Origin of the sequence: Brevibacterium sp. SMBL_HHYL_HB1 (genome assembly GCF_018208375.1) — a bacterium.
In the GTDB taxonomy this organism is placed as follows: domain Bacteria; phylum Actinomycetota; class Actinomycetes; order Actinomycetales; family Brevibacteriaceae; genus Brevibacterium; species Brevibacterium intestinavium.
The window spans coordinates 2,799,263-2,825,821 of the sequence record NZ_CP062936.1; the positions used below are offsets into that span (position 1 = coordinate 2,799,263).

A 26,559-nucleotide genomic window follows, 5' to 3' on the forward strand; every position below is an offset into this window, starting at 1 on the left:
TGCCTGCACTCACGAAGAAGCGGAGCACACCATGTCCACCGAAACCCAACCGGGCAGTCCCCATCCCTCATCGGCCGCCACGGCCGATGCCATCGCAGCCACCAGGAAGAACAACACCCGGGGCAAGGTGCTGACCGCCTCGATGGTCGGCACCACGATCGAATTCTTCGACTTCTACGCCTACGCGACCGCCTCGTCGCTGGTCTTCCCGGCGCTCTTCTTCCCCAACCAGACGTCGACGACGCAGCTGCTCAGCTCGTTCGCGATCTTCGGCGTCGCCTTCGTCGCCCGCCCCCTCGGCTCGATCATCTTCGGCCACTTCGGCGACCGGATCGGCCGGAAGAAGACCCTCATCGCCTCGCTGCTCATCATGGGCATCGGCACCTTCCTCATCGGCCTGCTGCCGACCGCCTCGACCCCGGGCTGGGTCGTTCTGGCTCCCCTGTGCCTCGTCCTCTTGCGCTTCTGCCAGGGCGTCGGCCTCGGCGGCGAATGGTCGGGCGCGGCCCTGCTGGCCACCGAGAACGCCCCGAAGGGCAAACGCGCCATCTGGGGCACGTTCCCCCAGCTGGGCGCCCCGGTCGGCTTCATCATCGCCAACCTGCTCTTCGTCGGACTGAGCGAGTGGACCTCGCCCGAGGCGTTCCTCGCCTGGGGCTGGCGCATCCCGTTCCTGCTCTCGGCGCTGCTCGTGGCCGTCGGCCTCTACGTCCGCCTGTCCCTGATGGAGACCCCGGCCTTCCAGCTGGTCGCCCAGAAGCAGCAGATCTCGAAGGCTCCCATCGGTCGCGTCTTCGCCAGCAGCTGGAAGCCGCTGATCCTCGGCACCTTCATCATGCTCGCGACCTACGTGATCTTCTACTTCATGACCGCGTTCACGCTGACCTACGGCACCGCCCCGGCCAGCCCCGAACAGGCACAGACCGCCGCCGAGGCGGCCGGCAAGACCTTCGACCCCACCGGATTCGTCGCCGGGCTGGGCTATTCGAAGAGCGAATTCCTCACCTACCTCATCATCGGCGTGGTGTTCTTCGGCATCTTCACCGTCGTCTCCGGTCCGCTGGCCGAGAAGCTGGGGCGGCGGAAGATGCTGCTGGGCGTGACCGTGCTCATCGCCGCCTACGGCCTGATCGTCAACGCCCTGTTCAACGCCGGCACCGCCGGGGTCATCATCGCCCTCATCGTCGGCTTCATCCTCATGGGACTGACTTTCGGGCCGATGGCCGCCTACCTGCCGGAGCTCTTCCCGGCCAATGTCCGCTACACCGGCTCGGCCGTGTCCTACAACATGTCCAGCGTCATCGGCGCGGGCCCGGCACCCTTCGCCATGGTCGCGCTGTGGCAGGCCGAAGGCGGCACGATCTTCTACTGCGGCCTCTACATCATCGGCGCGGCGATCCTCACGCTCGTCGCCCTCTGCTTGGCCAAGGACACCTCGGCCCTCGATATGGAGGACCAGCTCAGCTGAGTCTCCGCCCGGGAGCGTCTTGAAGCGCAGCACGCGCCGTTCCCGCTGTCGAAAGTGGTCAATGAACCGAGGCCCGATCGCCGAAAACGGCGGTCGGGCCTCGGTTCTCTGACCGCAACTCGCCTGCTCGGCAGATCGCAGGCCCCGTGCCGGACGCCGCGTCAACACTACGATTGCGTCACAACCTCCGCAGTGCTGATGCCGGACCCCGAAATGTGATTCATTTCACGGTATGATTCCTCACAGAGACTGTTCAGAGTTCTGAACAGGCCGCTTGTGTGACGATCCCGTCACCGACTCACTGGAGGAACCATGAAACGACGCTCGAGTCTGGCCATCGCGGCCGTCGGCGCCATGCTCGCCCTGTCCGCCTGCAGCGGCGGCGGCGATTCCGAACCCGCAGCGACCGCCGAGGGCGGGGTGCCCCTGGTCGAGGAGGGCAAGCTGACCACCTGCACCCACCTGTCCTACCAGCCGTTCCAGTTCGAGAAGGACGGTGAGGTCGTCGGCTTCGACGTCGACATCGTCGACGCCGTGGCGGAGAAGCTCGGCGTCGAGCAGGAGATCGTCAACACCCCGTTCGAAACCATCACCACCGGCGCAGCGTTCAACCAGAACCAATGCGATGTAGCGGCCGCGGCCATGACGATCACGCCCGAGCGCGAGGAGGCCATCGACTTCTCCGAGTCGTACTTCCCAGCGAACCAGGCCATCCTGACCACGGAGGACAAGACCGCTGACGACGAGGCCGGACTCAAGGACTTCAAGGTCGCCGCACAGGCCGGCACCACCGGCCTCGACTATGCGAACGAGAACTTCACGGACGCCGAGATCGTCACCTATGAGGACCTTCCGCTCTCGCTCGAAGCGCTGAAGAACGGCCAGGCCGATGCGGTCATCAACGACAACGGTGTGCTCTACGACTACGCAGCCAACAATGACGGATTCACCGTCGGCTTCGACATCGACACCGGCGAGCACTACGGCATCGGCATGAAGAAGGGCAACGAGGAGATGAAGACGGCCGTGGACGAAACGGTCAAGGAGATCAAGGACAACGGAGAGTACGACAAGATCTACGAGAAGTGGTTCGGCGACGCTCCCAAATGATCACCGCTGAACGGGCGGCCGGCCGCGGCACACAGACCGCGGGCGGCCGCTCATTCGGCTGAGCACGATTCTCACTGACACACACTGCATCGGCGGTCACCACTGCCACCGCGTCAAAAGGACACCACCCATGTCATCACCCCATGCGACTGGCAACGGAGGCCGGACCGGCACCGGCATTCCCGTCGCCGCCGCCACCCCCAAAGCGAAGATGAGCAAGCGCCAGAAGGCGAAGATCTCGCGCGGGATCCAATACGGCCTCCTCGTCGTCATCGCCGCCGTCATCGCGGTCGTGGCCGATTGGCCCACACTCATCGACACCTTCGGCCGCGTCGACATCGCAGCCGACATGTTCCCCGATGTCATCACCAAGGCGCTGAAGAACACCGTCGTCTTCACCGGCCTCGGCTTCGTCCTGGGACTGGTCATCGCCATCGTGCTCGCACTCATGCGACTGTCCTCGGTCGGCGTCTACCGGTGGATCGCCTTCGTCTACATCGAGTTCTTCCGCGGCCTGCCCGCCCTCGTCGTCTTCCTCGTCATGGGCTTCGGCCTTCCGGTGGCCTTCCCCGGATTCATCCTTCCCCAGCTCGTGGTCATCATGATCGCCCTCGCGCTCGTCTCCTCCGCCTATATGGCCGAGACCATCCGCGCCGGCATCCAGGCCGTGCCCAAGGGCCAGGTCGAGGCCGCCCGGTCGCTGGGCATGTCGTCCTCACGCGCGATGTTCACAATCGTCCTGCCGCAGGCGATGCGGATCATCCTCCCGCCTCTGACCAACGAGCTCATCCTGCTGACGAAGGACTCCTCGCTGGCCTACATCCTCGGCTCCTCCGTCGACGGACGTGAGCTCGCGGCACTGGGTCGCGCCGAGATCGTCAACTCCGCGAACCTCACCCCGTTCATCGTGATCGCCCTGTGCTACCTCATCATCACGATCCCGCTGTCGTACCTGTCACGGGTGCTCGAGAAGAAGTACGGTTCCGCAGACTCAGGAGTGAAATGATGACAAGCTCAGCAACCGCCTCGGCGCGGGCGACCGGAACACCGCTCATCTCGATCACGAACCTGCAGAAGAGCTTCGGATCGAACAAGGTGCTCACCGACATCAGCCTCGACGTCGACAAGGGCGAGGTCGTCTGCGTCATCGGGCCCTCGGGCTCGGGAAAGTCGACGATGCTCCGGTGCATCAACACCCTCGAGGACCCGACAGGAGGGTCGATCGTCGTCGACGGTATGGACATGACCGACCTCGACCTCGACATCGATGCCGCTCGCACCCGCATCGGCATGGTCTTCCAGTCCTTCAATCTCTTCGGCCACCTCACCGTGCGGGAGAACCTCACCGTCGCCCAGATCAAGGTCTTGCGCCGGTCAAAGGCCGAGGCCGACAGGATCGCCGAGGAGAATCTCGCGAAGGTGGGACTGTCCGAGAAGATCGATGCCAAGCCCTCGTCCCTGTCCGGCGGCCAGCAGCAGCGCGTGGCGATCGCCCGGGCCCTGAGCATGGACCCCGATGTCATGCTCTTCGACGAGCCCACCTCGGCGCTGGACCCGGAGACCGTCGGCGATGTCCTCCAGGTCATGCGCAACCTCGCCGAGGCGGGGATGACGATGGTCGTGGTCACCCATGAGATGGAGTTCGCCCGGCAGGTCGCCGACCGCGTGGTGTTCATGGACGGAGGGGTCGTCGTCGAGTCCGGACCCGCCCAGGAGGTCATCGGCGCCCCACGGGAGCAGCGCACGAGGGATTTCCTCTCCCGCGTCCTCCACCCCGGGCAGCTGGGGTAGGGGCTCGCCGCGTGAGGCTCGGCCAGCGGGGTCAGCTCCTGGCCGTGCCCTCACCCGTCGGCAGCACCAGCGGCAACAGCATCTCATCGACGATCGCTTCGATGCGAGCCCTGGACACCGGCTGCGGGGACATGAAGATGTCGTGTCGAACCAGGTCGACGGGCATGTCGAGGATCGTGTCCGACAGACGGTTCAGGTCGATCTCACCACGGTCATGTGCGCGCTGATAGACGGTGCGCAGGTTCTCCGCCCTGTTCGGGCCCAGGATCCGGTCCCGGAACTCCGAGACCGTCAGCCCCGTCGACTTCAGCAGGCCCGAGAACGCCGCTCCGAAGGCACCTGAGAAGAGGCCCGAACGCTGACGGCCCATGCCCTCCATCAGCCCGATGAGGTCGGTTCTCAGACTGCCGCTGTCCGGCACCTCGATCGGGTGAGTGCTCCGGTAGTGCTCGAAGGCGGCGAGCGCCAGCTCGTCCTTGTTCGCCCAGCGCCGGTACAGCACGGCGATTCCCGTCTGCGCCCGTGCCGCGACCGATTCCATGGTGAATCCCGCATACCCGGCCTCCGCCAGCTCATCCCAGGCCGCCTGCAGGAGCGCGCTTTCCAATTCTGCGCCCCTGCGACGCGTTCGGGCGGGGCGGGGAGTCGACGAAGTGCTCACGACTGCATGGTACGTCACCTTCATATAAGAAAGGGTTGCCACTCTTATTCGAGATCGCTATCTTTAGAGATGCAATCATTCCTTAAATGAAAGATGGCGCCATGTCGACCACCCCGCGGACCGGTCCCGCCGAGAACCGAACGGAAGCGCTTCCGCGCTCGGCGAAGCTCACGATCGCAGCACTGATCATCGGTGCGATCGCCGCCATTCTCGACGCGACGATGGTGACTCTGGCCATCCGCACACTGACCCTCGATCTGGACTCCACGGCGGCCACGATCCAGTGGGTGACCACCGCCTACCTCCTCGCGCTGGGCGCGGCGGTGCCGCTGACCGGATGGCTCGAACGCCGGCTCGGCGGCAAGCGGGCCTGGATGTCGGCTCTCATCGTGTTCGGCATCGCCTCCGTCCTCTGCGCTCTGGCGTGGAACGACACCAGCCTGATCGCCTTCCGCGCCCTGCAGGGCTTCGGAGGCGGCCTCATCATGCCTCTCATGCAGACCCTGGCGGTCAGGGCCGTGGGTGAGCGGGTCGGCCCCAGCATCATGGCCACCATCGCTCTGCCCGCGGCGCTCGGGCCCATCCTCGGTCCCGTGGTCGGCGGCGTCATCCTCAACTGGCTGAGTTGGCGCTGGCTGTTCCTCGTCAACGTGCCGATCATCGCCGTCGGGCTCATCATGGCGTGGCGGTTCCTCGCCGCCGATGCTGATCAGCGCGGGCCGGCGCGCCTCGACTGGGTCGGACTCTCGCTGCTGGCTCCGGGGCTCGTCGGCATCCTGTACGGCTTCTCTCAGATCGCCGAACACGGAGACCTCGCACGTCCCGGCGTCCTCGTCCCCTCGATCAGCGGCGTCGTTCTGCTGGCCGGCTTCGTGCTCTGGGCTCTGCGTGCCGCCGACCCGCTCCTCGATGTGCACCTGCTGCGAGCACGCTCTCTGGCCAGCGCCTCGGCGACGATGTTCACCGCCGGAGCCGCGCTGTATGCGGGGATGTTCCTGCTTCCGCTGTACTTCCAGCAGCTGCAGGGACGCACGGTCCTGGCCGCCGGACTCCTCATGATCGCTCAGGGTCTCGGAGCGCTCGTCGTGCGATTCGCGGCGGGCGGACTCGTGGCGCGCTTCGGCGGTCGCACCGTCACCATCGCCGCCTTCCTCGTGGCAGCGGTCGGCACCGTGCCGTTCGCCGTCGCCGGGCCCGGTACGAGCCTCGTGTGGCTGAGCACGGTGCTGTTCGTGCGCGGCCTCGGCATCGGCGCGGTCCTCATTCCGCCGATGAGTCTGGCCTATCGGGACGTCGGGCCGGAGAGCATCGCGCACGCCAGCATCCACACTCGCATCTTGCAGCAGGTGGGGGCGTCGTTCGGCACTGCGATCGTCGCCGTCGTCCTCCAGTTCGTCATGGTCCATTCGGACGCGAGCGGTTCGACCGTCAGCGCCTATCATGCGTCCTTCTGGGCGGCGGTCGGCATATCGATCGCCGCTCTGATTCCGGCCTTCGCGCTTCCGGGGCGAGATCGGGAGAGGGACTGAGCCGGGCCGGGGTCAGAGGGTGAAGCCGGCGGGGAAGGGATCGCTCGGGTCGAGCATGAACTGCGAGGTGGCGGTCAGCCAGGCGCGTCCGGTGATCGTCGGCACCACGGCCACGTGGTCGCCGACGTGTGTCTCCTCGACCAGGCGGCCGGTGAAGGAGGTGCCGACGAAGGACTCGTTGACGAAGTCGGTGTTCAGCCCCAACTGCCCACGAGCGTGGCGGACGGCCATGAGGGCGCTGGTCCCGGTGCCGCCGGGCGAACGATCGAGCCAGCCCGGGTGGTTGATGAGCACATGGCGGGCGTCGGGCCCGTCTTCCGGCTCCGGGGCCAGGAACACCACGTGCTCGCAGCCGCGGTATCCGGAGACGGGATGGACCGGTTCTGCCTGGTCGTTGACGGCGGCCATGATGTCGCGGCCGGCGGCGATGAAGTCCTCGGCACGGTCGCGCTCGAGGCCGATGCCTTCGTCAGTGCCGACCTCGTCGGCTCTGACGAAGGTGTAGAAGTTCCCGCCGAAGCCGATGTCACAGGCGATGCCGCCTCGTCCGGGCACGTCGATCACCTGGTCGAGGGCGTGGGCATAGGAGGCGACGTTGACGATCGTGACCGCCTCGGCGCGGCCGTCCCGCACGGCCACCTCGGCGGTGATGAGTCCGATGGGGGTGTCCAGGCGCACCGTCGTCACCGGTGAGGTCACGGCCACCATGCCCGTTTCGACGAGCACCGTGGCCACAGCGATGGTGCCGGCACCGCACATCGGCAGCACCCCGGTCACCTCGATGAACAGCACTCCCCAGTCCGCATCGGAACGGGTCGGCGGCTGCAGGATGGCCCCGGACAGCCAGCCGTGCCCGCGCGGTTCGCACATGAGGAAGGTGCGCAGGTCATCGGAGTGCTCGATGAACCACTCGCGCCGCTCGGCCATCGTCTCTCCGGGCAGCACCGCCACTCCCCCGGTGACCACGCGCACGGGCAGTCCTTCGGTGTGGGCTTCGACGGTCTGGATGAGGCGATTCGCGCGCATGCTCTCAGCCCTCCGCGCCGTCCTTCGACAGCATCACCCGGTAGCCGAGCCTCGACTCGTAGCCGTGGATCTCACGAGTGTCCAGGGCCGACATGAAGTCGAGCACCTCGGCGGTGATGATCTGGCCGGGCACGAGCACCGGGAAGCCCGGCGGGTACGGGGTGACGAACCCGGCCGAGACCGGCCGCTCGCCGTTGTCGATGCGGCGGCGCAGTTCGTGCGGGAGGACGTGCTCGGTGTTCTGCCGCCGCAGGCCCGCATAGTAGGCCGTGCGCAGATCGCCGTCGGGAAGCCGCTTGGACGGATCGTCGGCGGGCGCCTCGGCGGCGTAGTCCGGGGCGAAGGCGCTGAAGTCCGGCAACGGCGGCATCACCGCGGCCGGCTCGCTCAGGGCGTCGGGTTCGTGTGCCTCGTGCGGATCGTTGAACATCCCCGCGAGTTTGACGAGCACCTCGATGAGGTAGGCCACGGCCGACCGCGAGGTGCCGATGTTCGTCATGAACAGCACGGTGTTCCTGCTCGTCTTGTTCACCTGGATGCCGTAGCGGTCCATGAGATGGTCGTGCTTGAATGTGTCCCCGTCGACGCCGGTGCCGGAGATCTCGACGGTGATGCGGCTGGGATCGACGACGAATTCGTCCGTGACCCACGCGTTCCACATCGTCGACAGTCCGTCGCGCAGCGGCATGGTCCGGTCGGTGATCCGGTATTCCTCGGGGATCAGATCCGCGGCGGTGAGCACCTTGAACGTCTTCTTCAGCAGCGGGTGCCGCGCGATCGCCGAGGACAGGCTCATCGCCAGGTCGAGCTGCTTCTGCACGAGTGCGAAGCCCTCCATCTCGACCTGCCTGCGGCCGAGGTCGAGGGAGGCCAGGATCTGGTAGTTCGGAGACGTCGAGGTGTGCGTCATATACGCCTCGTGGAAGGCTTCCTCGGCGCCGAAGGAGAACTCCTGGTCGAAGACGTGGATCATCGATCCCTGCCGCAGCGCCGTCAGCGTCTTGTGCGTCGACTGTGTCGCATACACCCGGATGCTCGCGTCCGGCGGCGGCAGCAGCTCCTCGTCCAGCCACACCTCATCGGGTGCCGGCCGACCGGTGTCGGGGTCGTACAGACGCTTCTGCTGCTCCCGGAAGGCCGCGGCGTGGGCGTCGGTGGACAGGGTCTCCTCGAGGCGTTCGGCCGCGTACATGGCCGTGCGCTTGCGGGTGACGGGATGGAAGCGGGCGAAGGCGAACCAGGCCTCGTCCCACAGGAAGACGAGGTCGGGTTTGATCGCCAGGCACTCTGACATGACCTTGTACGGGTCGTAGACGATGCCGTCGAAGGTGCAGTTGGTCAGGGTGATCATCCGCACCTCGTCGAGGCGGCCGGCGGCCCGGTAGTCGAGCAGAAGCTGCTTGATCCGGTTCAGCGGCACCGCCCCGTAGAAGGCGACGTCGTTGAGCGGGTAGGCCTCGAGGTAGGCGGTGCGGGCGCCGGTGAGCATGAGCGCATGATGGTGCGACTTGTGGCAGTTGCGGTCGACCATGACCACCTCGTCGGGGGCGACGACGGCCTGGTGGACGATCTTGTTGGCTGTCGAGGTGCCGTTCGTGACGAAGTAGGTGCGTTTGGCGCCGAAGGCCCGGGCGGCCAGCAGCTGCGCCTTCTTCAGCGTGTTCACCGGGGCCAGCAGGGAGTCCAGCTCGCCCGAGGTGGCGCTGGATTCGGCGAGCAGCAGGTTGAGTCCGTAGAAGTCGACGAAGTCGCCGATCCACTTCGACCCGACCACGGAGCCGCCGCGGGAGACCGGCAGGGCGTGGAAGACCCCGGCCGGACGGCGGGCGTGTTCCCGGATCGCGTCGAAGAACGGGGTGTCGTAGAGGTGCTGGGCCCGGCGCAGCAGCGACAGGTGCAGTTCGAACTGGTCCTCACGGCGGAACACACGCCGGAACCGGTGGGTCAGCGCCCCGGCGAGGCTCTCGATGTGGGCACCGGCCATGAGGTAGAGGTCGAGTTCCGGGCGCAGGTCGGCCAGCGTATCGGCCAGGCGCAGCACCCGACGGACCGAGTTGAGCGGACTCATCGGACCCGTCGGCGATTCCTTCGCCGACCGGTGGGCGAACTCCACGGCATCGCGCAGGTCGCGGCTGAGGATCTCACGGGTCTCATCGGTGAAGCCGGGACGGATGACGCAGGCGAGCAGGTTCGGGTTCGTCAGCGCCGCGGCCACGGCATCGTCGGCGGTCGGGACGATGACGTAGTCGTAGATGAACTGGTCGGACGAGGTCCGCAGTCGGAGCAGGTCGGAGTGCAGTTCGTCGCGGCCGCCCTCGGTGGTCTCATCGACGATGAGCACCTCGAAGCGGGGGCGGGTGTCCTGCCGGTCCCTGAGTTCGGCGCGCTCGTCCTCGCTCAGGTCCTCTTCGCCGGTATCGGGCACGGTGGTTCCGCGCAGCCGATTGACCGCGCGGGTGATCATGTCATGGGCGGGTTCGAATTCGCCGTTCGAGAGCAGGTCGGTGATCTCCTCGACATAGCGCTGCCCGAACCCGCCCCAGTACAGTTCCATCGTCCTCAGCGAGCGCAGGGACCGCCACACCTCACCGTCCTCGGCGATCATCGAGAAGTCTCCGCCGCTGGCCGAGAGCCGCTTGATCGCGAACTTCAGGTACTCCCAGGCGTCCGAGCGCAGCCGCCAGGTGCTCGCCGGCATGCCCGGATCCCGTTCGAGTTCGACCGTGCGCGGCGTCGACTGGGATCCCGGACGACCTCGCCGGCCGATGGCGCCGTCGTCGGCGGTGCCGATCGCCTGCGCCGATGGATGGTCGGAGTCGATGCCGGTCATGCGTGAGCCTCCTGGCTGTCAGTCGTCGTTCGCCACCGAGGTGGCGACAGTTTCCCTGCTCGCGGGGTCAGGCGGCGGACCGCACTGATTCCGTTGTTGCACGATCATACGACCTCCCGCGGTTCGATGAGCTCGATGGGGACCACATGAGACAAAAGAATGGTAAGCATGGTGTATGGACACTTCCGCGTCGCTTTCCGCCGGCCATCTCATCGTCGAGGAGCTCGAAGCCCACGGGGTCCGCCGCACCTATCTGGTGCCCGGCGAGTCCTACCTCGACGTCATCGACGGCCTCCACGATTCGTCCATCACCCCGATCGTCTGCCGCCAGGAGGGCGGGGCCGCCTATATGGCCGTCGCCGAGGGGCGGATGACCGGTGTGCCCGGCATCGCCATGGTCACCCGCGGGCCGGGTGCGGCCAACGTCATGGTCGGCGTCCACACCGCCTATCAGGACGCCACCCCGCTGGTCGTGTTCGTCGGGCTCGTGCCCATCGACCATCGCGGCCGGGAGTCGTTCCAGGAGTTCGATCTCGACGGCTGGTTCTCCACGACGACGAAGAAGGTGCTCACCCTCGACGATCCCGACAAGGCCGCCGAGGTGGTCGTCGACGCCATGCACACCGCCGTGGCCGGCCGGCCCGGTCCCGTCGTCATCGGACTGCCCGAGGAGGTGCTGGTCCGACCCAGCGCGGCAACCGTGCTGCCGCCGCGTGTGCTCGGCTCGGCCTCGCCCTATGCCGGCGACCTCACGGAGCTGCGGGCCCGCATCACCGCCGCCGACCGCCCCGTCCTCATCATCGGCGGTGAGGACTGGTCGCCGTCGACGGCCAAGCGCATCGCCCAGTGGTCGCGTGATCGCGGCCTCGGTGTGCTCGGGACGTTCCGCGCCTATGACGGCATCGACCACGACAGCCCGAACTTCCTCGGCATCCTCGGCTACGGGGCGGCGCCGGTGGCCAAGCGGGTCCTCGACGAGGCGGACCTGCACATCTTCCTCGGCTGCGTCCGCACCGATGTCGCCACCGCCGGGTTCACGCTCGGCACCGATCAGCGCACCGTCGTCATCGGCCCCGACCCCGATGCGCATGGGCACTTCGGCCGGCTCGACCAGCACATCGTGACCTCGGTGAGCCGCTTCGCCCAGGCCCTGTTCACCGAGGACGGGTCGCGGACCTATTCGGTCTCCTCCGATGGTTCGATCGACGAGCCCCCGCTCGGCGATGCCCTGTCCGAGGCCGCCGGAGAAGCGGTGCCGCTGCCCGACTGGGTGAGCGAGGCCCGGGCCGAACTCGACGACTGGCGCCTTCCGCAGATCGCCTCGGCCGGATCCGCCTCGGCGGGGTCGTCCGATGGCGTCGTCGATATGGATGAGGCGTTCGTCCACGTCCGGCAGCTGCTGCCCGAAGATGCGATCATCACCTATGGGGCCGGGAACTTCTCCGGCTGGGCGACCCGGTTCCTGCCCGCTCACGGGTTCCCCTCGGCGCTGGGACCGCGCAACGGATCGATGGGCTTCGGTCTGCCGGCCGCGGTCGCCGCCGGACTCGTCCACCCCGAACGGTCCGTGTTCTGCATCACCGGCGACGGTGACTTCCTGATGAACGGTCAGGAGATGGCCACCGCGGCTCAGTACGGTCTCGACATCACCGTCGTGGTCAACGACAACTCGGTCTACGGCACGATCCGCGGCCATCAGGACCGCGAATACCCGGGCCGGGCCACGGCCACGGCGTTGGAGAACCCGGACTTCGCGGCCATGGCTCGGGCCTTCGGCGGCCTCGGGATCCGGGTCGAGAGGACCGCCGACTTCCGGGACGCCTTCGAACGGGCGCTGGCACACAAGGGGCTGTCCCTCGTCCACTGTCTGACCGATCCGAGCATCCGCGGCGCCCGCCTGCCCAACCGTCCTGACTGAGGTGGCCTCATGAGAATCGACGCGATCTTCACCGACCTCGACGCCCACACCCTCGACCCCGAGCGGCCGAGGGCGAGCAGGATCGGGGTCTTCAACGGCCGGATCATCGGCTTCGACGAGGACCTCGACGGCATCAGCGCCGATCGGATCGAATCGCTGGGCGGGGCGACGGTGCTGCCGGGCTTCACCGACGCCCACTGCCACACGGCCTGGTTCGGACTCACCCTGGCCTCCGTCGACGTCACCGCGCTGCCGGGCGGCCTGCCCGACGTCTACGCGGCCTTGGAGGAGGCAGCAGCGGCGACCCCGGCCGGAGAATGGATCAACGCCACCGGGTACGCCCACCGCGACTACGACGGACAGTACCCCGACCTGACCCGCCTCGACGAGATCACCGGGGACCGTCCGCTGTTCATGCGCCAGACCTCCGGTCACGCCGCGATCGTCAACACCGAGGCGATGCGCCGGGCCGGCATCCTCGAACCCGGCTTCACCGAGCCGGTCGGCGGCAAGGTCGTCACCGACCCGGCCGGCCATCCCACCGGGCTGCTCGAGGAGACCGCGCAGTCCCTCGTCCAGGACCTCATCCGGCCCTATTCGCTCGACACCCTCGTCGAGGCGATCGACCTCGCCACCGCCCACTATGCGAAGGAGGGCATCACCTCCTTCGGCGAATGCGGCATCGCCTACGGCTGGATCGGCCACTCCCCCATCGAGATCAGCGCCTATCTGCGCGCTCGGGAGGAGGGCAGGCTGCGGGCCCGGGCCCAGCTGATGCCGCAGGCCGATGGACTGCACACGATCGCGGCGAACTCGGCCGACGGGTTCGGCATCGGACTGGACGCGGGACTGCGCACCGGCCTCGGCGACGATCTCATCTCGATCGGCCCGGTGAAGTTCTTCATGGACGGGGCTCTGTCCGGTGAGACCGCGGCGCTGCGGGAGAACTACACGGGCAAGGACCATCCCGGCTATCTCCAGGCCGACGCCGAGGCGCTGCGACAGCAGATCCTCGACACCTGCGCCTCCGGCTGGTCGGTGGCCGTGCACGCGATCGGCGACGCCGCCGTCGACGCAGCCGTGGCCGATATCGTCGAAGCGCAGAAGCGGTACGGTCGCCGCCCCGTGCCCAACCGGATCGAACATGCCGGAATGGTCCACGACGAGCACCTGGCCACACTGGCCGAGGCCGGCATCGTCGTCACCCCGCAGTCGGCCTTCGCCGAGGGCATCGGCGACGGCATGAACGCCTCTCTGGGTCCGCAGCGCCGGCCGCTGCTCTACCGGGCCAAGTCCTTCCTCGACGCCGGTGTCCTGCTCGCCGGCAGCTCCGACCGGCCGTGCGCCGACGGCAATGTGCTGCGCGGCATCGAAGCCTTCGTCACCCGCGCCACCCGCGACGGCGATGTCATGGGCTCGGCCGACGAGTGCCTGAGCGCCGATGAGGCTCTGGCCGCCTATACCGTGAATGCGGCGGCCGCGATGGGACAGGGCGCGGACAAGGGCACGCTGAGCCGCGGGAAGCTCGCGGACTTCGTGGCCCTGGATGCCCATCCCGGGCAGGTGGCGGCGACCGAGATCTCGCAGATCCCCGTCCGCGCCACGGTCCTCGGCGGGGATCTCACCCACGACGCCCGCTGATCCGCCTGGGGCAGTGCGGCCTCAGCGGGAGAAGTCGAGGTCGGTGAGCACCTTCTCGAAGACGCCGAGGCCGCGTTCGAGGTCGTCCTCGGTGATGTTGATCGGCGGGACCACGTGCAGTCGGTGGTAGTTGTTGAACGGCACCACACCGTGCTCCTTGAGTGAGGCCACCACCGAGGAGACCTCGGGTGAGCCCCCGCCGTAGGGGGCCAGCGGTTCCTTCGTTTCCTTGTCCCAGACGAGTTCGATCGCCCAGAACGCGCCGGTGCCGCGGACCTCGCCGACGTGCTTCGAGTTCTCCGCGATCCGGGCCAGCCTGGGACCGATGATGGTCTCGCCGATGCGGGCGGCATGTTCGACCATGCCTTCATCGGTCATCGCGTTGATGGTGGCGACGGCGGCCGCGCAGGCCAGCGGGTGACCCGAGTAGGTCAGTCCGCCGGGGTAGACGCGTTCGGCGAAGGTCTCGAAGATCGCGTCGTTGATGACCACCCCGCCCAGCGGCACATACCCGGAGTTCACGCCCTTGGCGAAGGTGATGAGGTCGGGGACGATGTCGAAGTGCTCGAAGGCGAACCACTTGCCCGAGCGTCCGAAGCCGGCCATCACCTCATCGGCGATGAAGATGATCCCGTACTCGTCGGCCAGTGCCCGCACCCCCTGCATGTACTCGCGGCTGGGGATCATGATGCCGGCGGTGCCGGGGATGGATTCGAGGATGATCGCCGCGATCGTCGCCGGTCCCTCCAACTGGATGGTCCGCTCGAGGTGGTGCAGCGCCCGTTCGGTCTCCTCCGCCTCGGTGGCGGCATGGAACTCGGACCGGTAGAGGAAGGGACCGAAGAAGTGGACGACGCCGGCATCGCCGGTCTCGTTCTGCCACCGCCGCGGGTCGCCGGTGACGTTGACGGCCGTCTGCGTGCCGCCGTGATAGGACCGGTAGCGTGAGAGCACCTTGTTCCGGCCCGTGTGCAGCCGCGCCATACGGATGGCGTGTTCGTTCGCATCGGCTCCCCCGTTGGTGAAGAACACGCGGTCCAGCCCGGCCGGGGTGCGTTCGGTGATCAGTCGGGCGGCCTCGGAGCGGGCGGCGTTGGCCGTGGCCGGGCTGATCGTGCACAGCAGATCGGCCTGGTCCTTGATCGCCGCGACCACGGCCGGGTGCTGGTGCCCGATGTTCGCATTCACCAGCTGGGAGGAGAAGTCGAGGAACTCACGGCCCTCGCCGTCGACGACCGTCGACCCCTGCGCTCGGACCACCGTCGGAGGATCGATGAGACGCTGGGCCGACCAGGAGTGGAAGACGTGCGCGCGGTCGAGGGAATGGGCTCGGGCGGCTTCGTCCTTGAGCGCTGCGAGATCGACATCGTCTGACTGGTACACCATTGTCACCCTTTCGCCGAGGAGGGGCCGGCGGCGCAGGAGGTCCGCGCCTGTGGCCTCATCGTAGAACAGATTCGACTACAGTGACGAGCATGTCGTACCGGACGATCGCCACCAGCGTCGAGGCCGAGATCGAGATCAAGAAGTCCCGCTTCCTCGCCCGCCTCTCCCCCGCCGCCGACGAAGCCGAGGCCCGCGAGGTCATCGCCGACTGTCGGGCCGAGCATCCGAAGGCCCGACACCACTGTTCGGCGTTCGTCCTCGACCCGGAATCGCGCACGCAGCGCTTCAGCGATGACGGGGAGCCGGCAGGCACGGCCGGTGCCCCGATCCTCGACGTCGTCACCGGTCACGAACTCACCTACGTCGTCGCGGTCGTGACGAGGTACTTCGGGGGCACTCTGCTGGGCGCGGGAGGACTCGTGCGCGCCTACGGTCAGGCCACCTCGGCGGCGGTGGATCGGGCGCGGATCATCACGCGCAGGCAACGCGTGCCGGTGCACGCGCTCGTCGATTACGCCCAGGCCAATGCGCTGGAGCGGGCGGCCGGGAATCGGGGCTGGATCACGCGAGCCGACTACGGCGGTGAGGTGGGGCTCGACCTCCTCGTTCCCGTCGCCGAGGTGGACGAGGCCCTGGCGACGTACGCCGACCTCACCGCCGGCCGGGCGGCCCCGGCCGTCGGTGAGGTCGAATGGGTGTGAGTCGCAGATGCGACCGGGCAGCGGGTCCGCTGCTCAGTCGAGAGTGGCGATCTTGGCCACCTGGGCGTTGGTGAGCATGACGAGATCCTCCGGACGGATCTCGATCTCGAGGCCGCGGCGGCCGGCGGAGACGAACACGCACGCATGCTCGAGCGCGGTGCGGTCGATGACGACGGGCACGGCATGACGCTGCCCGAAGGGGGAGACTCCCCCGACGGGATAGCCGGTGCGGCGCTCGGTCTCGGCCACGCCGGACAGCTGCGCCTTCTTCGCCCCCCGCGCCGAGGCAAGCCCCTTGAGATCGAGCTGACCGGAGACCGGCACGAGCGCGGTCACGGGTGCGCCGTCGACCTGGATCATCAGGGTCTTGAACACCTGGTCGGAGCTGACGCCGAGCTTGTCGGCGGCCTCCGAGCCGTAGCGGCGGGCGGCCGGATCGTGATCGAAGCTGCGCAGGCTGTAGTCGATGCCTGCCAGGTTGAGCACTCGAACGGCCGGGGTCGCCGCTGCTGTCGGTTTGGATGCAACTGTCATAAGGGGTAGTGCCTCCTGCCCGCAGGTCCGCGGGAGACTTTGGGCGCTGCCGCCCGGGACCGTCGATGATCCTGTGCTCCCGCGTCGATACGGACGGAATTGTTGTATCGATGCTGATGGATTACCCGCCCAGAATAGGCGACGCGTCGGGGCGAGCGCCAATCACCGCCGCGCAAAATGACTTGCCGGTAGCCTTCTCGCCCGCGTGCGCGCGGCTGTCCTCAGCCCCAACCGAGTTCGTGCAGACGTTCGTCGTCGATGCCGTAGAAGTGGGCGATCTCATGGACGATGGTGATGACGATCTCCTCGCGCAGGTGGTCGCGGTCCTCGGCGAAGTCGATGAGGTTGTCACGGTAGATGAAGATGTTGTCGGGCAGCTCGAGACCCGAGATGCCGCGTTCGCCGATCGGAGTTCCCTCGTAGAGGCCGAGCAGATGCCGGTCCCCGCTCTCCGGCCGGTCCTCGACGAACAGGGCGACATTGTCCAGCTGCTCTGTCACCCCCGCAGGCAGCAGGTCGAGGGCCTCATCGAGGATCGCCTCGAACTCGTCATCGCTCAGGGACTCCATGCCCTCCACTCTAGTCCGATCACAGTTCCGGACGTGGGCCGGCGGCGCACCGAGAACATGCCCGAGACCTGTGACCGAGGACACTCGGTTTCGTTTTGCATTCGTCGAATCGGGTGGGATAAGCTTAACGTCGTTGCCCACGGGGAATCCGAGGACAAACTAGGCCCCCATCGTCTAGAGGCCTAGGACACCGCCCTTTCACGGCGGCGACACGGGTTCGAATCCCGTTGGGGGTACGGTGCAGGATTGAGAGATCTGAAACCACAACAGCAAGGCCCTGTGGCGCAGTTGGTTAGCGCGCCGCCCTGTCACGGCGGAGGTCGCGGGTTCGAGTCCCGTCAGGGTCGCGGAGCATAAGGCTCTTCTTCGGAAGAGCCTTTGTTTCTCTCGGCACACGTGCAGTGTGTCGGCGACCAGGCTCTGTAGCTCAGTTGGTAGAGCGTTCGACTGAAAATCGAAAGGTCACCGGATCGACGCCGGTCGGAGCCACCAGCAAGACCCCCGCCCCGGCGGGGGTCTTCGCGTATCCGGAGTGCGCCTCAACCTGATCGCAACCTCCATTCGACAAGGGACCTGGCCTGATACCGTGGCTCGGCATGATCCACGAACAGGCCCGCCGATCACCGGACACGCGCACCGATCGGACTCAGCCGTCGAACCCGGCAGATCGCATCGTCTCCATCGACGTCATCCGCGGAGTCGCATTGCAGGCAACCTGCTGATCAACACCGCTATTTCCTGTCTCAGGCCGGCCAGTCGGAGGATCCCGTCGGCACGGACGCGGTGATCTGGCAGCTCGTCGACGATGTCGCCCTGGGCAGATTCCATTTCGTCTTCGCTTTCCTCTTCGGCACCAGCGTCTACATCTTTCTCACGCGGCTGCGCGCGAAGGACCGATCGACATGGGTCTACGTCCGCCGGATGGTCATCCTCGTCATCGCAGGACTCATCAACTCGAGCTTAGGCGGCATCGACGTGCTCGCCTCCTACGGTGTCCTCGCGCTCGTGCTTCTGCCGCTGACGTTCCTGCCGAGGCGGCCCTTCGCGATTCTCGGCATCCTGGCCGCGATCGTCCCCGATGTGCTGCATCTGGTCACCGGCGTCGGCGGAGTCGACCTCCACCTTCCTCCCCTGCTGTTGCCGCTGCTGTCCTTTGCTCGGACCCTCGGACACATGGTGATCGGATTCCGGCTGGCCGAACTCGGCCTGTATTCCGCAGCTGCACGCGTCCCCGTCACCGGCATCTTCGCCCTCAGCTTCATCGGCTCCGTTCCGCTCTGGCTCTGGGTCAACGCCGCCGGCATCGGATCGACTGACGCTCACGACATCGCCTTCCGCACCGCAATGGTCCCCGGTTTCATGTACGTGACCGGTCTGATCCTTCTCCTGCGCACCCGCCTCGGAGCGACATGCCTGTCCTTCCTGCGCCTGTACGGTCGGATGGCCTTTTCGAACTATCTGGGTCAGACCGTCATCTGCGTCCTCACTCTGCCGCCGCTGGCCTCGGCCGGTCACGTCTCCGCCCCGGCGGCTCTCGGGATCTGGGCAGTCATCATCATCGTCCAATGCGCCCTGTCGACGGTCTGGCTGCATTTCTTCCGCTACGGCCACCTCGAGTGGCTGTGGCGGTGCGGGACCTACTGGGAACTCACGCCTCTCCGTTCGCCCGAGGCCGATCCGTCATGATCACACGTCGCACCGCCCCTTGATTTCACCGGCCACTGGAGTAGGTTGAAAGGGAGTTCGATTCCATGCACCACGTCGGTGTGAGGCATGGCGAAAGGAGCACACGATGACGAACAATCCGACGATCGAGGAACTCAGCCACGAAGGCCGGACCTTCCCGCCCCCAGAGGAGTTCGCCGCCAACGCGAACGTCACCGCCGAAGAATACGACAAGGCCGCGGCCGACCGCATCGGATACTGGGAGGAGCAGGCGAAGAGGATCACCTGGGACACTCCGTTCGACACGGTCCTCGACTGGTCGGACAAGCCCTTTGCCAAGTGGTATGTCGGAGGCAGGCTCAACGCCGCCTACAACTGTGTGGACCGACACGTCGAGAACGGTCTCGGCGATCGTGTCGCCTACTACTTCGAAGGCGAGTCCGGAGACACCCGCACCATCACCTATTCCGATCTTCTGCGCGAGGTCTCCAAGGCCGCCAATGCGCTGACCGAGCTCGGTGTCAAGACCGGCGACCGGGTCGCGATCTACATGCCGATGATCCCCGAAACCGTCTTCGCCATGCTCGCCTGCGCCCGCCTCGGCGCTCCGCACACCGTGATCTTCGGCGGGTTCTCCGCGAGCGCGATCGCTGACCGCGTCAAGGACTGCGAAGTCGAATTCGTCATCACCGCCGACGGCGGCTACCGCAAGGGCAAGGCCTCGGGTCTGAAGTCCGTCGTCGACGAGGCCATGGTCGACTGCCCTGAGGTGCGCAACGTCCTCGTCGTCCAGCGCACCGGCCAGGACATCGACTGGCATGAGGGCCGCGACCTGTGGTGGCACGATGTCGTCGATCGCCAGTCCGAGACCCACACCCCCGAGGCCTTCGACTCCGAGCATCCGCTCTACATCATGTACTCCTCGGGCACGACCGGAAAGCCCAAGGGCATCATGCACACGACCGGCGGGTACATGGTCGGAACCTCGTTCACCCACTGGGCGGTCTTCGACATCAAGCCCGAGTCCGACGTCTTCTGGACGGCCGCGGACATCGGCTGGGTCACCGGTCACTCCTATATCGTCTACGGACCGCTGGCCAACGCCACCACCTCGGTGCTCTACGAGGGCACCCCCGACACACCCCATCGCGGGCGCTGGTGGGAGATCGTCGAGAAGTACAAGGTCTCGATCCTCTACTGCGCGCCGACGGCCATTCGCTCGTTCATGAAGTGGGGACGCGACATCCCGGCGAAATTCGATCTGTCCAGCCTGCGCCTGCTCGGCAGTGTGGGCGAACCGATCAACCCCGAAGCCTGGATGTGGTACCGCGAGCACATCGGCGGCAACCGGTGCCCGGTGGTCGACACCTGGTGGCAGACGGAGAACGGCAGCATCCTCATCAGCCCGCTGCCGGGCGCGACGGCGACCAAACCGGGTTCGGCGATGCGGGCCCTGCCGGGAATCGTCGCCGATGTCTTCGACGATGAGGGCCGATCGGTCGAACCGGGCAACGGCGGCTACCTTGTCATCAAGGAGCCCTGGCCGTCGATGCTGCGCACCCTGTGGGGCGATGAGGAACGGTACAAGAAGACCTACTGGTCGCAGTACCCCGAGGTCTACTTCGCCGGTGACGGCGCGAAGATCGACCGCGACGGCGACTTCTGGGTCCTCGGCCGCGTCGACGACGTCCTCAACGTCTCCGGTCACCGGATGTCGACCGCGGAGATCGAATCCGCTCTGGTCGCGCACCCGAAGGTCGCCGAGGCGGCCGTGGTCGGCGCCCGCGACGAGACGACCGGACAGGCCATCGAGGCCTTCGTGATCCTCCGCGAAAGCGCCGCCGACGGCGGAAACGACGTCGTGGACGAGCTGCGGGGCCATGTGCGCAGCGCGATCGGGCCGATCGCGACACCGAGGTCGGTCATGCTCGTTCCCGATCTGCCGAAGACCCGATCGGGCAAGATCATGCGCCGTCTGCTCAAGGACGTCGCTGAGAACCGCGAGGTCGGCGATGTCACGACGCTGGCGGACTCCTCGGTGATGGATCTCATCCAGAAGGGCATCGCCGAGAGCTGATCGGCCCGGCCCGCTTCATTCGCCGCCGCACCCTTGCGGTGACCCACGTCATACTGATGTACTGTTGAGTAACTTTCGGGTGGGTCGCCGCAGGGTGCGGCGTCCGCGTCCGAGAGCCGCTGGACTGACCTCGACTGCAAGGATGCAACGAATGAAGCGTGGAATGACGATCGACGGTGCCCGGGTGCTCATCACCGGAGCAGGCAGCGGCATCGGCAGACTCATGGCCCTCGACGCCGCGGCCCGCGGAGCCGCCGAGATCCTCATCTGGGACCTGTCCGCCGACAGCGGAGATGCTGTGCGCGATGAGATCACGGCCGTCGGCGGGCAGGCTCGGTCGTTCGAGGTCAATGTGGCGGATTCCGCCCAGGTCGAGACCGTGGCCGAGCGAACGGGACCGGTCGACATCCTCATCAACTGCGCCGGCATCGTGACCGGCAAGAAGCTCCTCGACGCCGATGCGGACGCGATCCGGCGCGTCTATGACGTCAACACGCTGGCCCTGTACTGGACGACCAAAGCGTTCCTGCCGGGAATGCTCGAACGCGACCGCGGAGCGGTGGTCACTATCGCCAGTGCTGCGGGCCTGACCGGAGTGGCCCGCCAGACCGACTACTCGGCGAGCAAATGGGCGGCCGTGGGATTCACCGAATCGCTGCGCAGCGAGCTGCGCGCCGAGGGCAGCCGCGTGGGCACCCTCGTCGTCTGCCCCTTCTACATCAACACCGGCATGTTCGACGGCGTCCGCACGAAGTTCCCCCGCCTGCTGCCGATCCTCGAGGAGACCGATGTGTCCACACGAGTGCTTGACGCCATCGAGTCCGGTCGCGAGCAGCTGGTCATGCCTCCGCTCGTGCGACTGGTGCCGGGAGTGCGCCTGCTGCCCACACGCGCCTTCGACACGGTCATGGACTTCCTCGGAGTCAACCAGACCATGGACCACTTCACCGGTCGCACCCGGCAGCCGAGCGGAGGCAGCTGAGTCCGTCGCCGCCCGCCCGGGTCCACAATGGACTCAGGGACGCACGGAAGGGAGCAGTCATGGCCACGACCGATCTGGTCCTCGAAGGAGGCGGGGCGAAGCTGCCCGGACTCATCGGCGCCCTGCAGTCCCTGACGGCGGCCGGCTATGACTTCCACCGCATCGCCGGGACCTCGGCCGGGGCGATCGTCGGGGCGCTGAGCGCGGCCGGTCTGTCCGCCGACAGACTCGCGCAGAGGGTGCTCGAACTGGACTTCTCCGAATTCGAGGACCTCTCCCCCGTCTTCCGGTTCACGCCGTGGCTGGGCAAGGTGCAGGGGCTGCTGTTCCACAAGGGCATGTACCTCGGTGACACACTCCATGACTTCCTCGCCGAAGTGCTGGACGGACAGGGGGTGCGCACCTGGGGCGACCTCAAACTGACCGATCCGGGATCGGCGATCCCGCCCGAGCGCTCCTACCGGCTCGTCGTCATCGTCTCCGACGTCTCCCGGGGGCGGATGCTGCGCCTGCCCTGGGACTATGAGGACTCCCTCGGCGTCGACGCCGACAGCCAGTCCGTCGCCGAGGCGGTGTGCGCCTCGGCCGCCAGCCCCTTCTTCTTCCGCCCCCGGTCCCTGCCGGCACGGCCGAAATCGGCCGGAGGCTCCTCCGTGCTCGGCGCCGACGGCGGTCTGCTCTCGAACTTCCCCGTCGACGTCTTCGACCGCAAGGATGCCAAGCCGGCGCGGTGGCCGACGTTCGGGGTCATGCTCTCGGCCCGGCACACCCCCGCGGCGCAGTGGCGACCCAACACCACGACGTTCCAGTACGCGCGGTCGCTGCTGTCGACGATGATCAACGCCCACGACCGCAGGCACATCGACGATCCCTCGGTGACCGAGCGGACGATCTTCGTCGACACCTCCGGCCACAGCAGCACGGATTTCGGCCTCTCGAGGGAGGCCGAACTCGATCTCATCGCCTCGGGCCGCAGCGCTGGTGAGAAGTTCCTGACCCACTGGGACTGGCAGGAGTGGAAGGACCGCTTCGACCGGAAGTGACCTATTTCGGGAAAACTCCGATCAGGCTATGATGTAGAGCACGTGCGAGATCGGCGATGAGGCCGTAGCCTGCGGAGGATCAACGTGGCTCCACCCACTCTCATCAGTTCGGTGCAGCGAGCGCTTCGTCTTCTGGAAGCCGTAGCTGCCAGCGCTGACGCCATCCCTGCGAAGAAGCTTGCGAGGCTGACCGGTCTGCCCCTGCCGACTACCTACCACCTGCTGCGTACTCTGGTATACGAAGGCTACCTGCGCAAGGCGGAGAACGGTTACGTCATCGGACCATCGGCGACGGCTTCCGGTCGTTCGCCGCTGCAATCGCTGCACCCACGGATCCAACCCGTGTTGCGCTCCCTTCGCGATGAGCTCGGCGGAGCCACCTACCTGTCGATGTATGACCATGGCGAGATCCGCCTCGTCGACATCGCCGACGGCCCGCATGCCCAGTGCGTCGACCTCTGGGTGGGAGTCCACGAAGCCGGCCACGCGACGGCGTTCGGGAAGGCCATTCTGGCGAGCTTGGATCCAGAGCTCCGGGACGACTACATCAACCGCCATGACTTGCACGACCTCACTCCGAACACCATCACGAATCGCAATGCGCTGGAACGTCGCCTCGCCGACCCGCCCGAGATCTGGTCCGACTCCGAAGAGTACCTGCTCGGCACGTACTGCTTGGCCGCCTCCATCCGCACATCCGATCTCGTGGCCTCGATTGCGGTGTCCCTTCCGACTCATCGAGGCCGGAGCGACAGTCAGGCGCATGCGCTTCACCGCGCGGCACACCGACTGAGACGGACCGTTGGTGCCCCCTCTATCACCATGTGAAAACTTCGTCATTGCCCACCACGTGTCACTCGTCACATGATGATTTCCGGCTCTTCGTAAAAGAGAGTGTAGATCGGTGATTCCAGGACACGGCGCGTCGCTGCGCGGATAGATGTCGAGGTCTTCCGATGATGGAAGTTCTCACACAACCCATCCGAAAGACCTCGACGTGGCCAAGCCTACTTTCTCAACCCCTGACCTCACGACATTCTGCCGACTCGACACCCTCGACCTGACCTGCACCGGCCAACACATCACCGGACACAAAGCCATCCTGGAATGCCGGCCTAACACTGCCGATGACTGGTGCCGACGGTGTGGTGGCCACGGGATCGTTCGCGATACCGTCGTCCGCCGTCTCGCCCACGAACCCTTCGGCCACCGACCGACCACGCTTCATATTCGCCTCCGCCGTTACAAATGCGTCGAGTGTGGCCGCGTCTGGCGTCAAGACACCACTGCTGCGGCGCCACCACGATCGAAGATCTCGCGAACCGGCCTCGACTGGGCGTTGCGTGCCCTCGTGATCGATCACGACACCGTGTCCGTCATCGCTGCGAAACTCGCCGTGTCCTGGCACACCGCGAACTCCGCCGTCCTCGCTGAAGGTAAGCGGTTGTTGATCAACGACCCGACCCGTTTCGACGGGGTCAGCGTCATTGGTGTCGACGAGCATGTATGGCGGCACACCCGGCGTGGTGACAAGTACGTCACCGTCATCATCGACCTCACCCCGATCAGCGAGGGAACAGGCTCGGCACGTCTGCTCGACATGGTGGCTGGCCGTTCGAAGCAGGTGTTCAAACAATGGTTGAAAGACCGACCGAAAGAATGGCGTGAGGGCATCGACGTCGTCGCGATGGACGGATTCTCCGGCTTCAAAACAGCCTCAGCTGAGGAGCTGCCCGACGCTGTGGAAGTCATGGACCCCTTCCACGTCGTCAAACTCGCCGGTGATGCCCTCGACGAGGTACGTCGCCGAGTTCAGCAGGAGACAACCGGCCATCGCGGACGAGCAAAGGACCCGTTGTACCGGGCAAGAAGAACTCTTCACACGGGCAGCAGCTTACTCACGACCAAGCAGCAGGAAAGAATCGCGAACCTCTTCGCTGACCCGAACTTCACCGAAGTCGAAGTCACCTGGGCTGTCTACCAAGACATTGTCAGCGCCTACCGAACCGCGGACTGCAAAGAGGGCAAGAGACTCTTGCAAACGGTCATCGACGCCCTGACAACGAATCTGCCACCCGAACTTGTCGAGCTCAAACGGTTAGGACGAACGTTGAAGCGTCGAGCTGCTGATGTGCTCGCATTCTTCACCCGACCGGGAACGTCGAACGGTCCCACTGAAGCGATCAACGGCAGACTCGAGCATCTACGCGGGTCCGCGCTGGGATTCCGCAACCTCACGCATTACATCGCCAGATGTCTGCTCGAGTCCGGTGGCTTCAGACCGGTTCTACACTCTCAATTACGATGAGCCACTTTCTCGACCCCTGACCTTACGACATTCTGCCGACTCGACACCCTCGACCTCACCTGCACCGGCCAACACATCACCGGGCACAAAGCCATCCTGGAATGCCGTCCAAACACGGCAGATGACTGGTGCCGACGGTGCGGTGGTCACGGGATCGTCCGCGACACCGTCGTCCGCCAGCTGGCCCACGAACCTTTCGGCCACCGACCAACCACGCTTCACATTCGCCTCCGCCGTTACAAATGCGTCGAGTGTGGCCGCGTCTGGCGTCAAGACACCACAGCTGCGGCGCCACCACGAGCGAAGATCTCGCGAACCGGCCTCGACTGGGCGTTGCGTGCCCTCGTGATCGATCACGACACCGTGTCCGTCATCGCTGCGAAACTCGCCGTGTCCTGGCACACCGCGAACTCCGCCGTCCTCGCTGAAGGTAAGCGGTTGTTGATCAACGACCCGACCCGTTTCGACGGGGTCAGCGTCATTGGTGTCGACGAGCATGTATGGCGGCACACCCGGCGTGGTGACAAGTACGTCACCGTCATCATCGACCTCACCCCGATCAGCGAGGGAACAGGCTCGGCACGTCTGCTCGACATGGTGGCTGGCCGTTCGAAGCAGGTGTTCAAACAATGGTTGAAAGACCGACCGAAAGAATGGCGTGAGGGCATCGACGTCGTCGCGATGGACGGATTCTCCGGCTTCAAAACAGCCTCAGCTGAGGAGCTGCCCGACGCTGTGGAAGTCATGGACCCCTTCCACGTCGTCAAACTCGCCGGTGATGCCCTCGACGAGGTACGTCGCCGAGTTCAGCAGGAGACAACCGGCCATCGCGGACGAGCAAAGGACCCGTTGTACCGGGCAAGAAGAACTCTTCACACGGGCAGCAGCTTACTCACGACCAAGCAGCAGGAAAGAATCGCGAACCTCTTCGCTGACCCGAACTTCACCGAAGTCGAAGTCACCTGGGCTGTCTACCAAGACATTGTCAGCGCCTACCGAACCGCGGACTGCAAAGAGGGCAAGAGACTCTTGCAAACGGTCATCGACGCCCTGACAACGAATCTGCCACCCGAACTTGTCGAGCTCAAACGGTTAGGACGAACGTTGAAGCGTCGAGCTGCTGATGTGCTCGCATTCTTCACCCGACCGGGAACGTCGAACGGTCCCACTGAAGCGATCAACGGCAGACTCGAGCATCTACGCGGGTCCGCGCTGGGATTCCGCAACCTCACGCATTACATCGCCAGATGTCTGCTCGAGTCCGGTGGCTTCAGACCGGTCCTACACTCTCAATTACGATGAGCCTGATTTCCTCAGACC

Annotated in this window: 21 protein-coding genes, 3 tRNA genes and 1 pseudogene; 19 read left to right on the forward strand and 6 right to left on the reverse strand. The window is 66.2% G+C overall.

What is annotated here, in order from left to right:
* Positions 1-31 precede the first annotated feature (31 nt).
* The 4 genes from IG171_RS13010 to IG171_RS13025 all read left to right on the forward strand — a co-directional run bounded on the left by IG171_RS13010 (position 32) and on the right by IG171_RS13025 (position 4,369).
* Positions 32-1,468, forward strand: coding sequence for an MFS transporter (locus tag IG171_RS13010; protein WP_212127844.1), 1,437 nt, complete (start codon positions 32-34; stop codon positions 1,466-1,468).
* A gap of 312 nt (positions 1,469-1,780) precedes the next feature.
* Entirely contained in the window at positions 1,781-2,578 is a 798-nt protein-coding gene (locus IG171_RS13015; protein WP_249203684.1) for a basic amino acid ABC transporter substrate-binding protein, read from the forward strand.
* A gap of 211 nt (positions 2,579-2,789) precedes the next feature.
* Positions 2,790-3,584 (forward strand): amino acid ABC transporter permease, encoded by a 795-nt coding sequence (locus IG171_RS13020; protein ID WP_212131681.1) that lies wholly within the window; start codon positions 2,790-2,792, stop codon positions 3,582-3,584.
* Positions 3,584-4,369: an amino acid ABC transporter ATP-binding protein gene (locus tag IG171_RS13025; RefSeq protein WP_212131682.1), complete on the forward strand. Its 786-nt coding sequence runs from the start codon at positions 3,584-3,586 to the stop codon at positions 4,367-4,369. Before IG171_RS13020 ends, IG171_RS13025 begins: the two co-directional genes overlap by 1 nt.
* 31 nt (positions 4,370-4,400) lie before the next feature.
* On the opposite strand, the gene IG171_RS13030 is transcribed toward IG171_RS13025, so the two are convergent.
* Positions 4,401-5,030: a TetR/AcrR family transcriptional regulator gene (locus tag IG171_RS13030; RefSeq protein ID WP_212127845.1), complete on the reverse strand. Its 630-nt coding sequence runs from the start codon at positions 5,028-5,030 to the stop codon at positions 4,401-4,403.
* A gap of 86 nt (positions 5,031-5,116) precedes the next feature.
* Between IG171_RS13030 and IG171_RS13035 the strand changes: the two genes are divergently transcribed.
* Positions 5,117-6,559 carry an MDR family MFS transporter gene (locus IG171_RS13035; protein WP_249203685.1) on the forward strand — a complete coding sequence of 481 codons (1,443 nt, stop codon included), beginning with the start codon at positions 5,117-5,119 and terminating at the stop codon, positions 6,557-6,559.
* Positions 6,560-6,571: 12 nt separating this feature from the next.
* On the opposite strand, the gene IG171_RS13040 is transcribed toward IG171_RS13035, so the two are convergent.
* Both IG171_RS13040 and IG171_RS13045 read right to left on the reverse strand, forming a co-directional pair.
* The gene (locus tag IG171_RS13040) at positions 6,572-7,585 is read right to left on the reverse strand and encodes a proline racemase family protein (protein ID WP_212127846.1); all 1,014 of its coding nucleotides are present in this window, start codon (positions 7,583-7,585) and stop codon (positions 6,572-6,574) included.
* A 4-nt stretch (positions 7,586-7,589) separates the two neighbouring features.
* Positions 7,590-10,415 carry an ornithine decarboxylase gene (locus tag IG171_RS13045; protein ID WP_212127847.1) on the reverse strand — a complete coding sequence of 942 codons (2,826 nt, stop codon included), beginning with the start codon at positions 10,413-10,415 and terminating at the stop codon, positions 7,590-7,592.
* A 175-nt stretch (positions 10,416-10,590) separates the two neighbouring features.
* On the opposite strand from IG171_RS13045, the gene IG171_RS13050 reads away from it, so the two are divergent.
* Both IG171_RS13050 and IG171_RS13055 read left to right on the forward strand, forming a co-directional pair.
* The gene (locus tag IG171_RS13050) at positions 10,591-12,333 is read left to right on the forward strand and encodes a thiamine pyrophosphate-dependent enzyme (protein ID WP_212127848.1); all 1,743 of its coding nucleotides are present in this window, start codon (positions 10,591-10,593) and stop codon (positions 12,331-12,333) included.
* 9 nt (positions 12,334-12,342) lie between these two features.
* The gene (locus tag IG171_RS13055; RefSeq protein ID WP_212127849.1) at positions 12,343-13,974 is read left to right on the forward strand and encodes an amidohydrolase; all 1,632 of its coding nucleotides are present in this window, start codon (positions 12,343-12,345) and stop codon (positions 13,972-13,974) included.
* A 21-nt stretch (positions 13,975-13,995) separates the two neighbouring features.
* Here the strand turns inward: IG171_RS13055 and IG171_RS13060 are convergent, their stop codons facing one another.
* Entirely contained in the window at positions 13,996-15,360 is a 1,365-nt protein-coding gene (locus tag IG171_RS13060) for an aspartate aminotransferase family protein (RefSeq protein ID WP_212127850.1), read from the reverse strand.
* An 89-nt stretch (positions 15,361-15,449) separates the two neighbouring features.
* Here IG171_RS13060 and IG171_RS13065 point away from each other — a divergent pair, with 89 nt between their 5' ends.
* Entirely contained in the window at positions 15,450-16,061 is a 612-nt protein-coding gene (locus IG171_RS13065) for a YigZ family protein (protein ID WP_212127851.1), read from the forward strand.
* Between the two features lie 33 nt (positions 16,062-16,094).
* Here IG171_RS13065 and ybaK read toward each other — a convergent pair whose 3' ends face one another.
* Both ybaK and IG171_RS13075 read right to left on the reverse strand, forming a co-directional pair.
* Positions 16,095-16,595 carry a Cys-tRNA(Pro) deacylase gene (ybaK, locus tag IG171_RS13070; protein WP_212127852.1) on the reverse strand — a complete coding sequence of 167 codons (501 nt, stop codon included), beginning with the start codon at positions 16,593-16,595 and terminating at the stop codon, positions 16,095-16,097.
* A 221-nt stretch (positions 16,596-16,816) separates the two neighbouring features.
* On the reverse strand, positions 16,817-17,164 hold the full coding sequence (locus tag IG171_RS13075) for a metallopeptidase family protein (protein ID WP_212127853.1): 348 nt from the start codon (positions 17,162-17,164) through the stop codon (positions 16,817-16,819).
* A gap of 163 nt (positions 17,165-17,327) precedes the next feature.
* On the opposite strand from IG171_RS13075, the gene IG171_RS13080 reads away from it, so the two are divergent.
* The 11 genes and pseudogenes from IG171_RS13080 to IG171_RS13125 form a co-directional block, all read left to right on the forward strand.
* Positions 17,328-17,400 (forward strand) — tRNA-Glu (locus IG171_RS13080).
* A gap of 37 nt (positions 17,401-17,437) precedes the next feature.
* Positions 17,438-17,511, forward strand: a tRNA-Asp gene (locus tag IG171_RS13085).
* A gap of 69 nt (positions 17,512-17,580) precedes the next feature.
* Positions 17,581-17,656: transfer RNA gene (locus tag IG171_RS13090), tRNA-Phe, on the forward strand.
* 104 nt (positions 17,657-17,760) lie between these two features.
* On the forward strand, positions 17,761-17,886 hold the full coding sequence (locus IG171_RS19265; protein WP_283091826.1) for a hypothetical protein: 126 nt from the start codon (positions 17,761-17,763) through the stop codon (positions 17,884-17,886).
* A gap of 61 nt (positions 17,887-17,947) precedes the next feature.
* Positions 17,948-18,850 carry a DUF418 domain-containing protein gene (locus IG171_RS13095; protein ID WP_212127854.1) on the forward strand — a complete coding sequence of 301 codons (903 nt, stop codon included), beginning with the start codon at positions 17,948-17,950 and terminating at the stop codon, positions 18,848-18,850.
* A 106-nt stretch (positions 18,851-18,956) separates the two neighbouring features.
* Positions 18,957-20,906 (forward strand): acetate--CoA ligase, encoded by a 1,950-nt coding sequence (gene acs / locus IG171_RS13100; protein ID WP_212127855.1) that lies wholly within the window; start codon positions 18,957-18,959, stop codon positions 20,904-20,906.
* Positions 20,907-21,057: 151 nt separating this feature from the next.
* Entirely contained in the window at positions 21,058-21,888 is an 831-nt protein-coding gene (locus IG171_RS13105; protein WP_212127856.1) for an SDR family oxidoreductase, read from the forward strand.
* Positions 21,889-21,947: 59 nt separating this feature from the next.
* The gene (locus IG171_RS13110) at positions 21,948-22,931 is read left to right on the forward strand and encodes a patatin-like phospholipase family protein (protein ID WP_212127857.1); all 984 of its coding nucleotides are present in this window, start codon (positions 21,948-21,950) and stop codon (positions 22,929-22,931) included.
* Between the two features lie 84 nt (positions 22,932-23,015).
* Positions 23,016-23,759, forward strand: coding sequence for an IclR family transcriptional regulator (locus IG171_RS13115; RefSeq protein WP_212127858.1), 744 nt, complete (start codon positions 23,016-23,018; stop codon positions 23,757-23,759).
* Positions 23,760-23,928: 169 nt separating this feature from the next.
* Positions 23,929-25,239, forward strand: coding sequence for an ISL3 family transposase (locus IG171_RS13120; protein ID WP_212127859.1), 1,311 nt, complete (start codon positions 23,929-23,931; stop codon positions 25,237-25,239).
* Positions 25,240-25,242: 3 nt separating this feature from the next.
* Positions 25,243-26,541: pseudogene (locus IG171_RS13125) on the forward strand (ISL3 family transposase); the annotation flags it as partial.
* Positions 26,542-26,559: the final 18 nt, after the last annotated feature.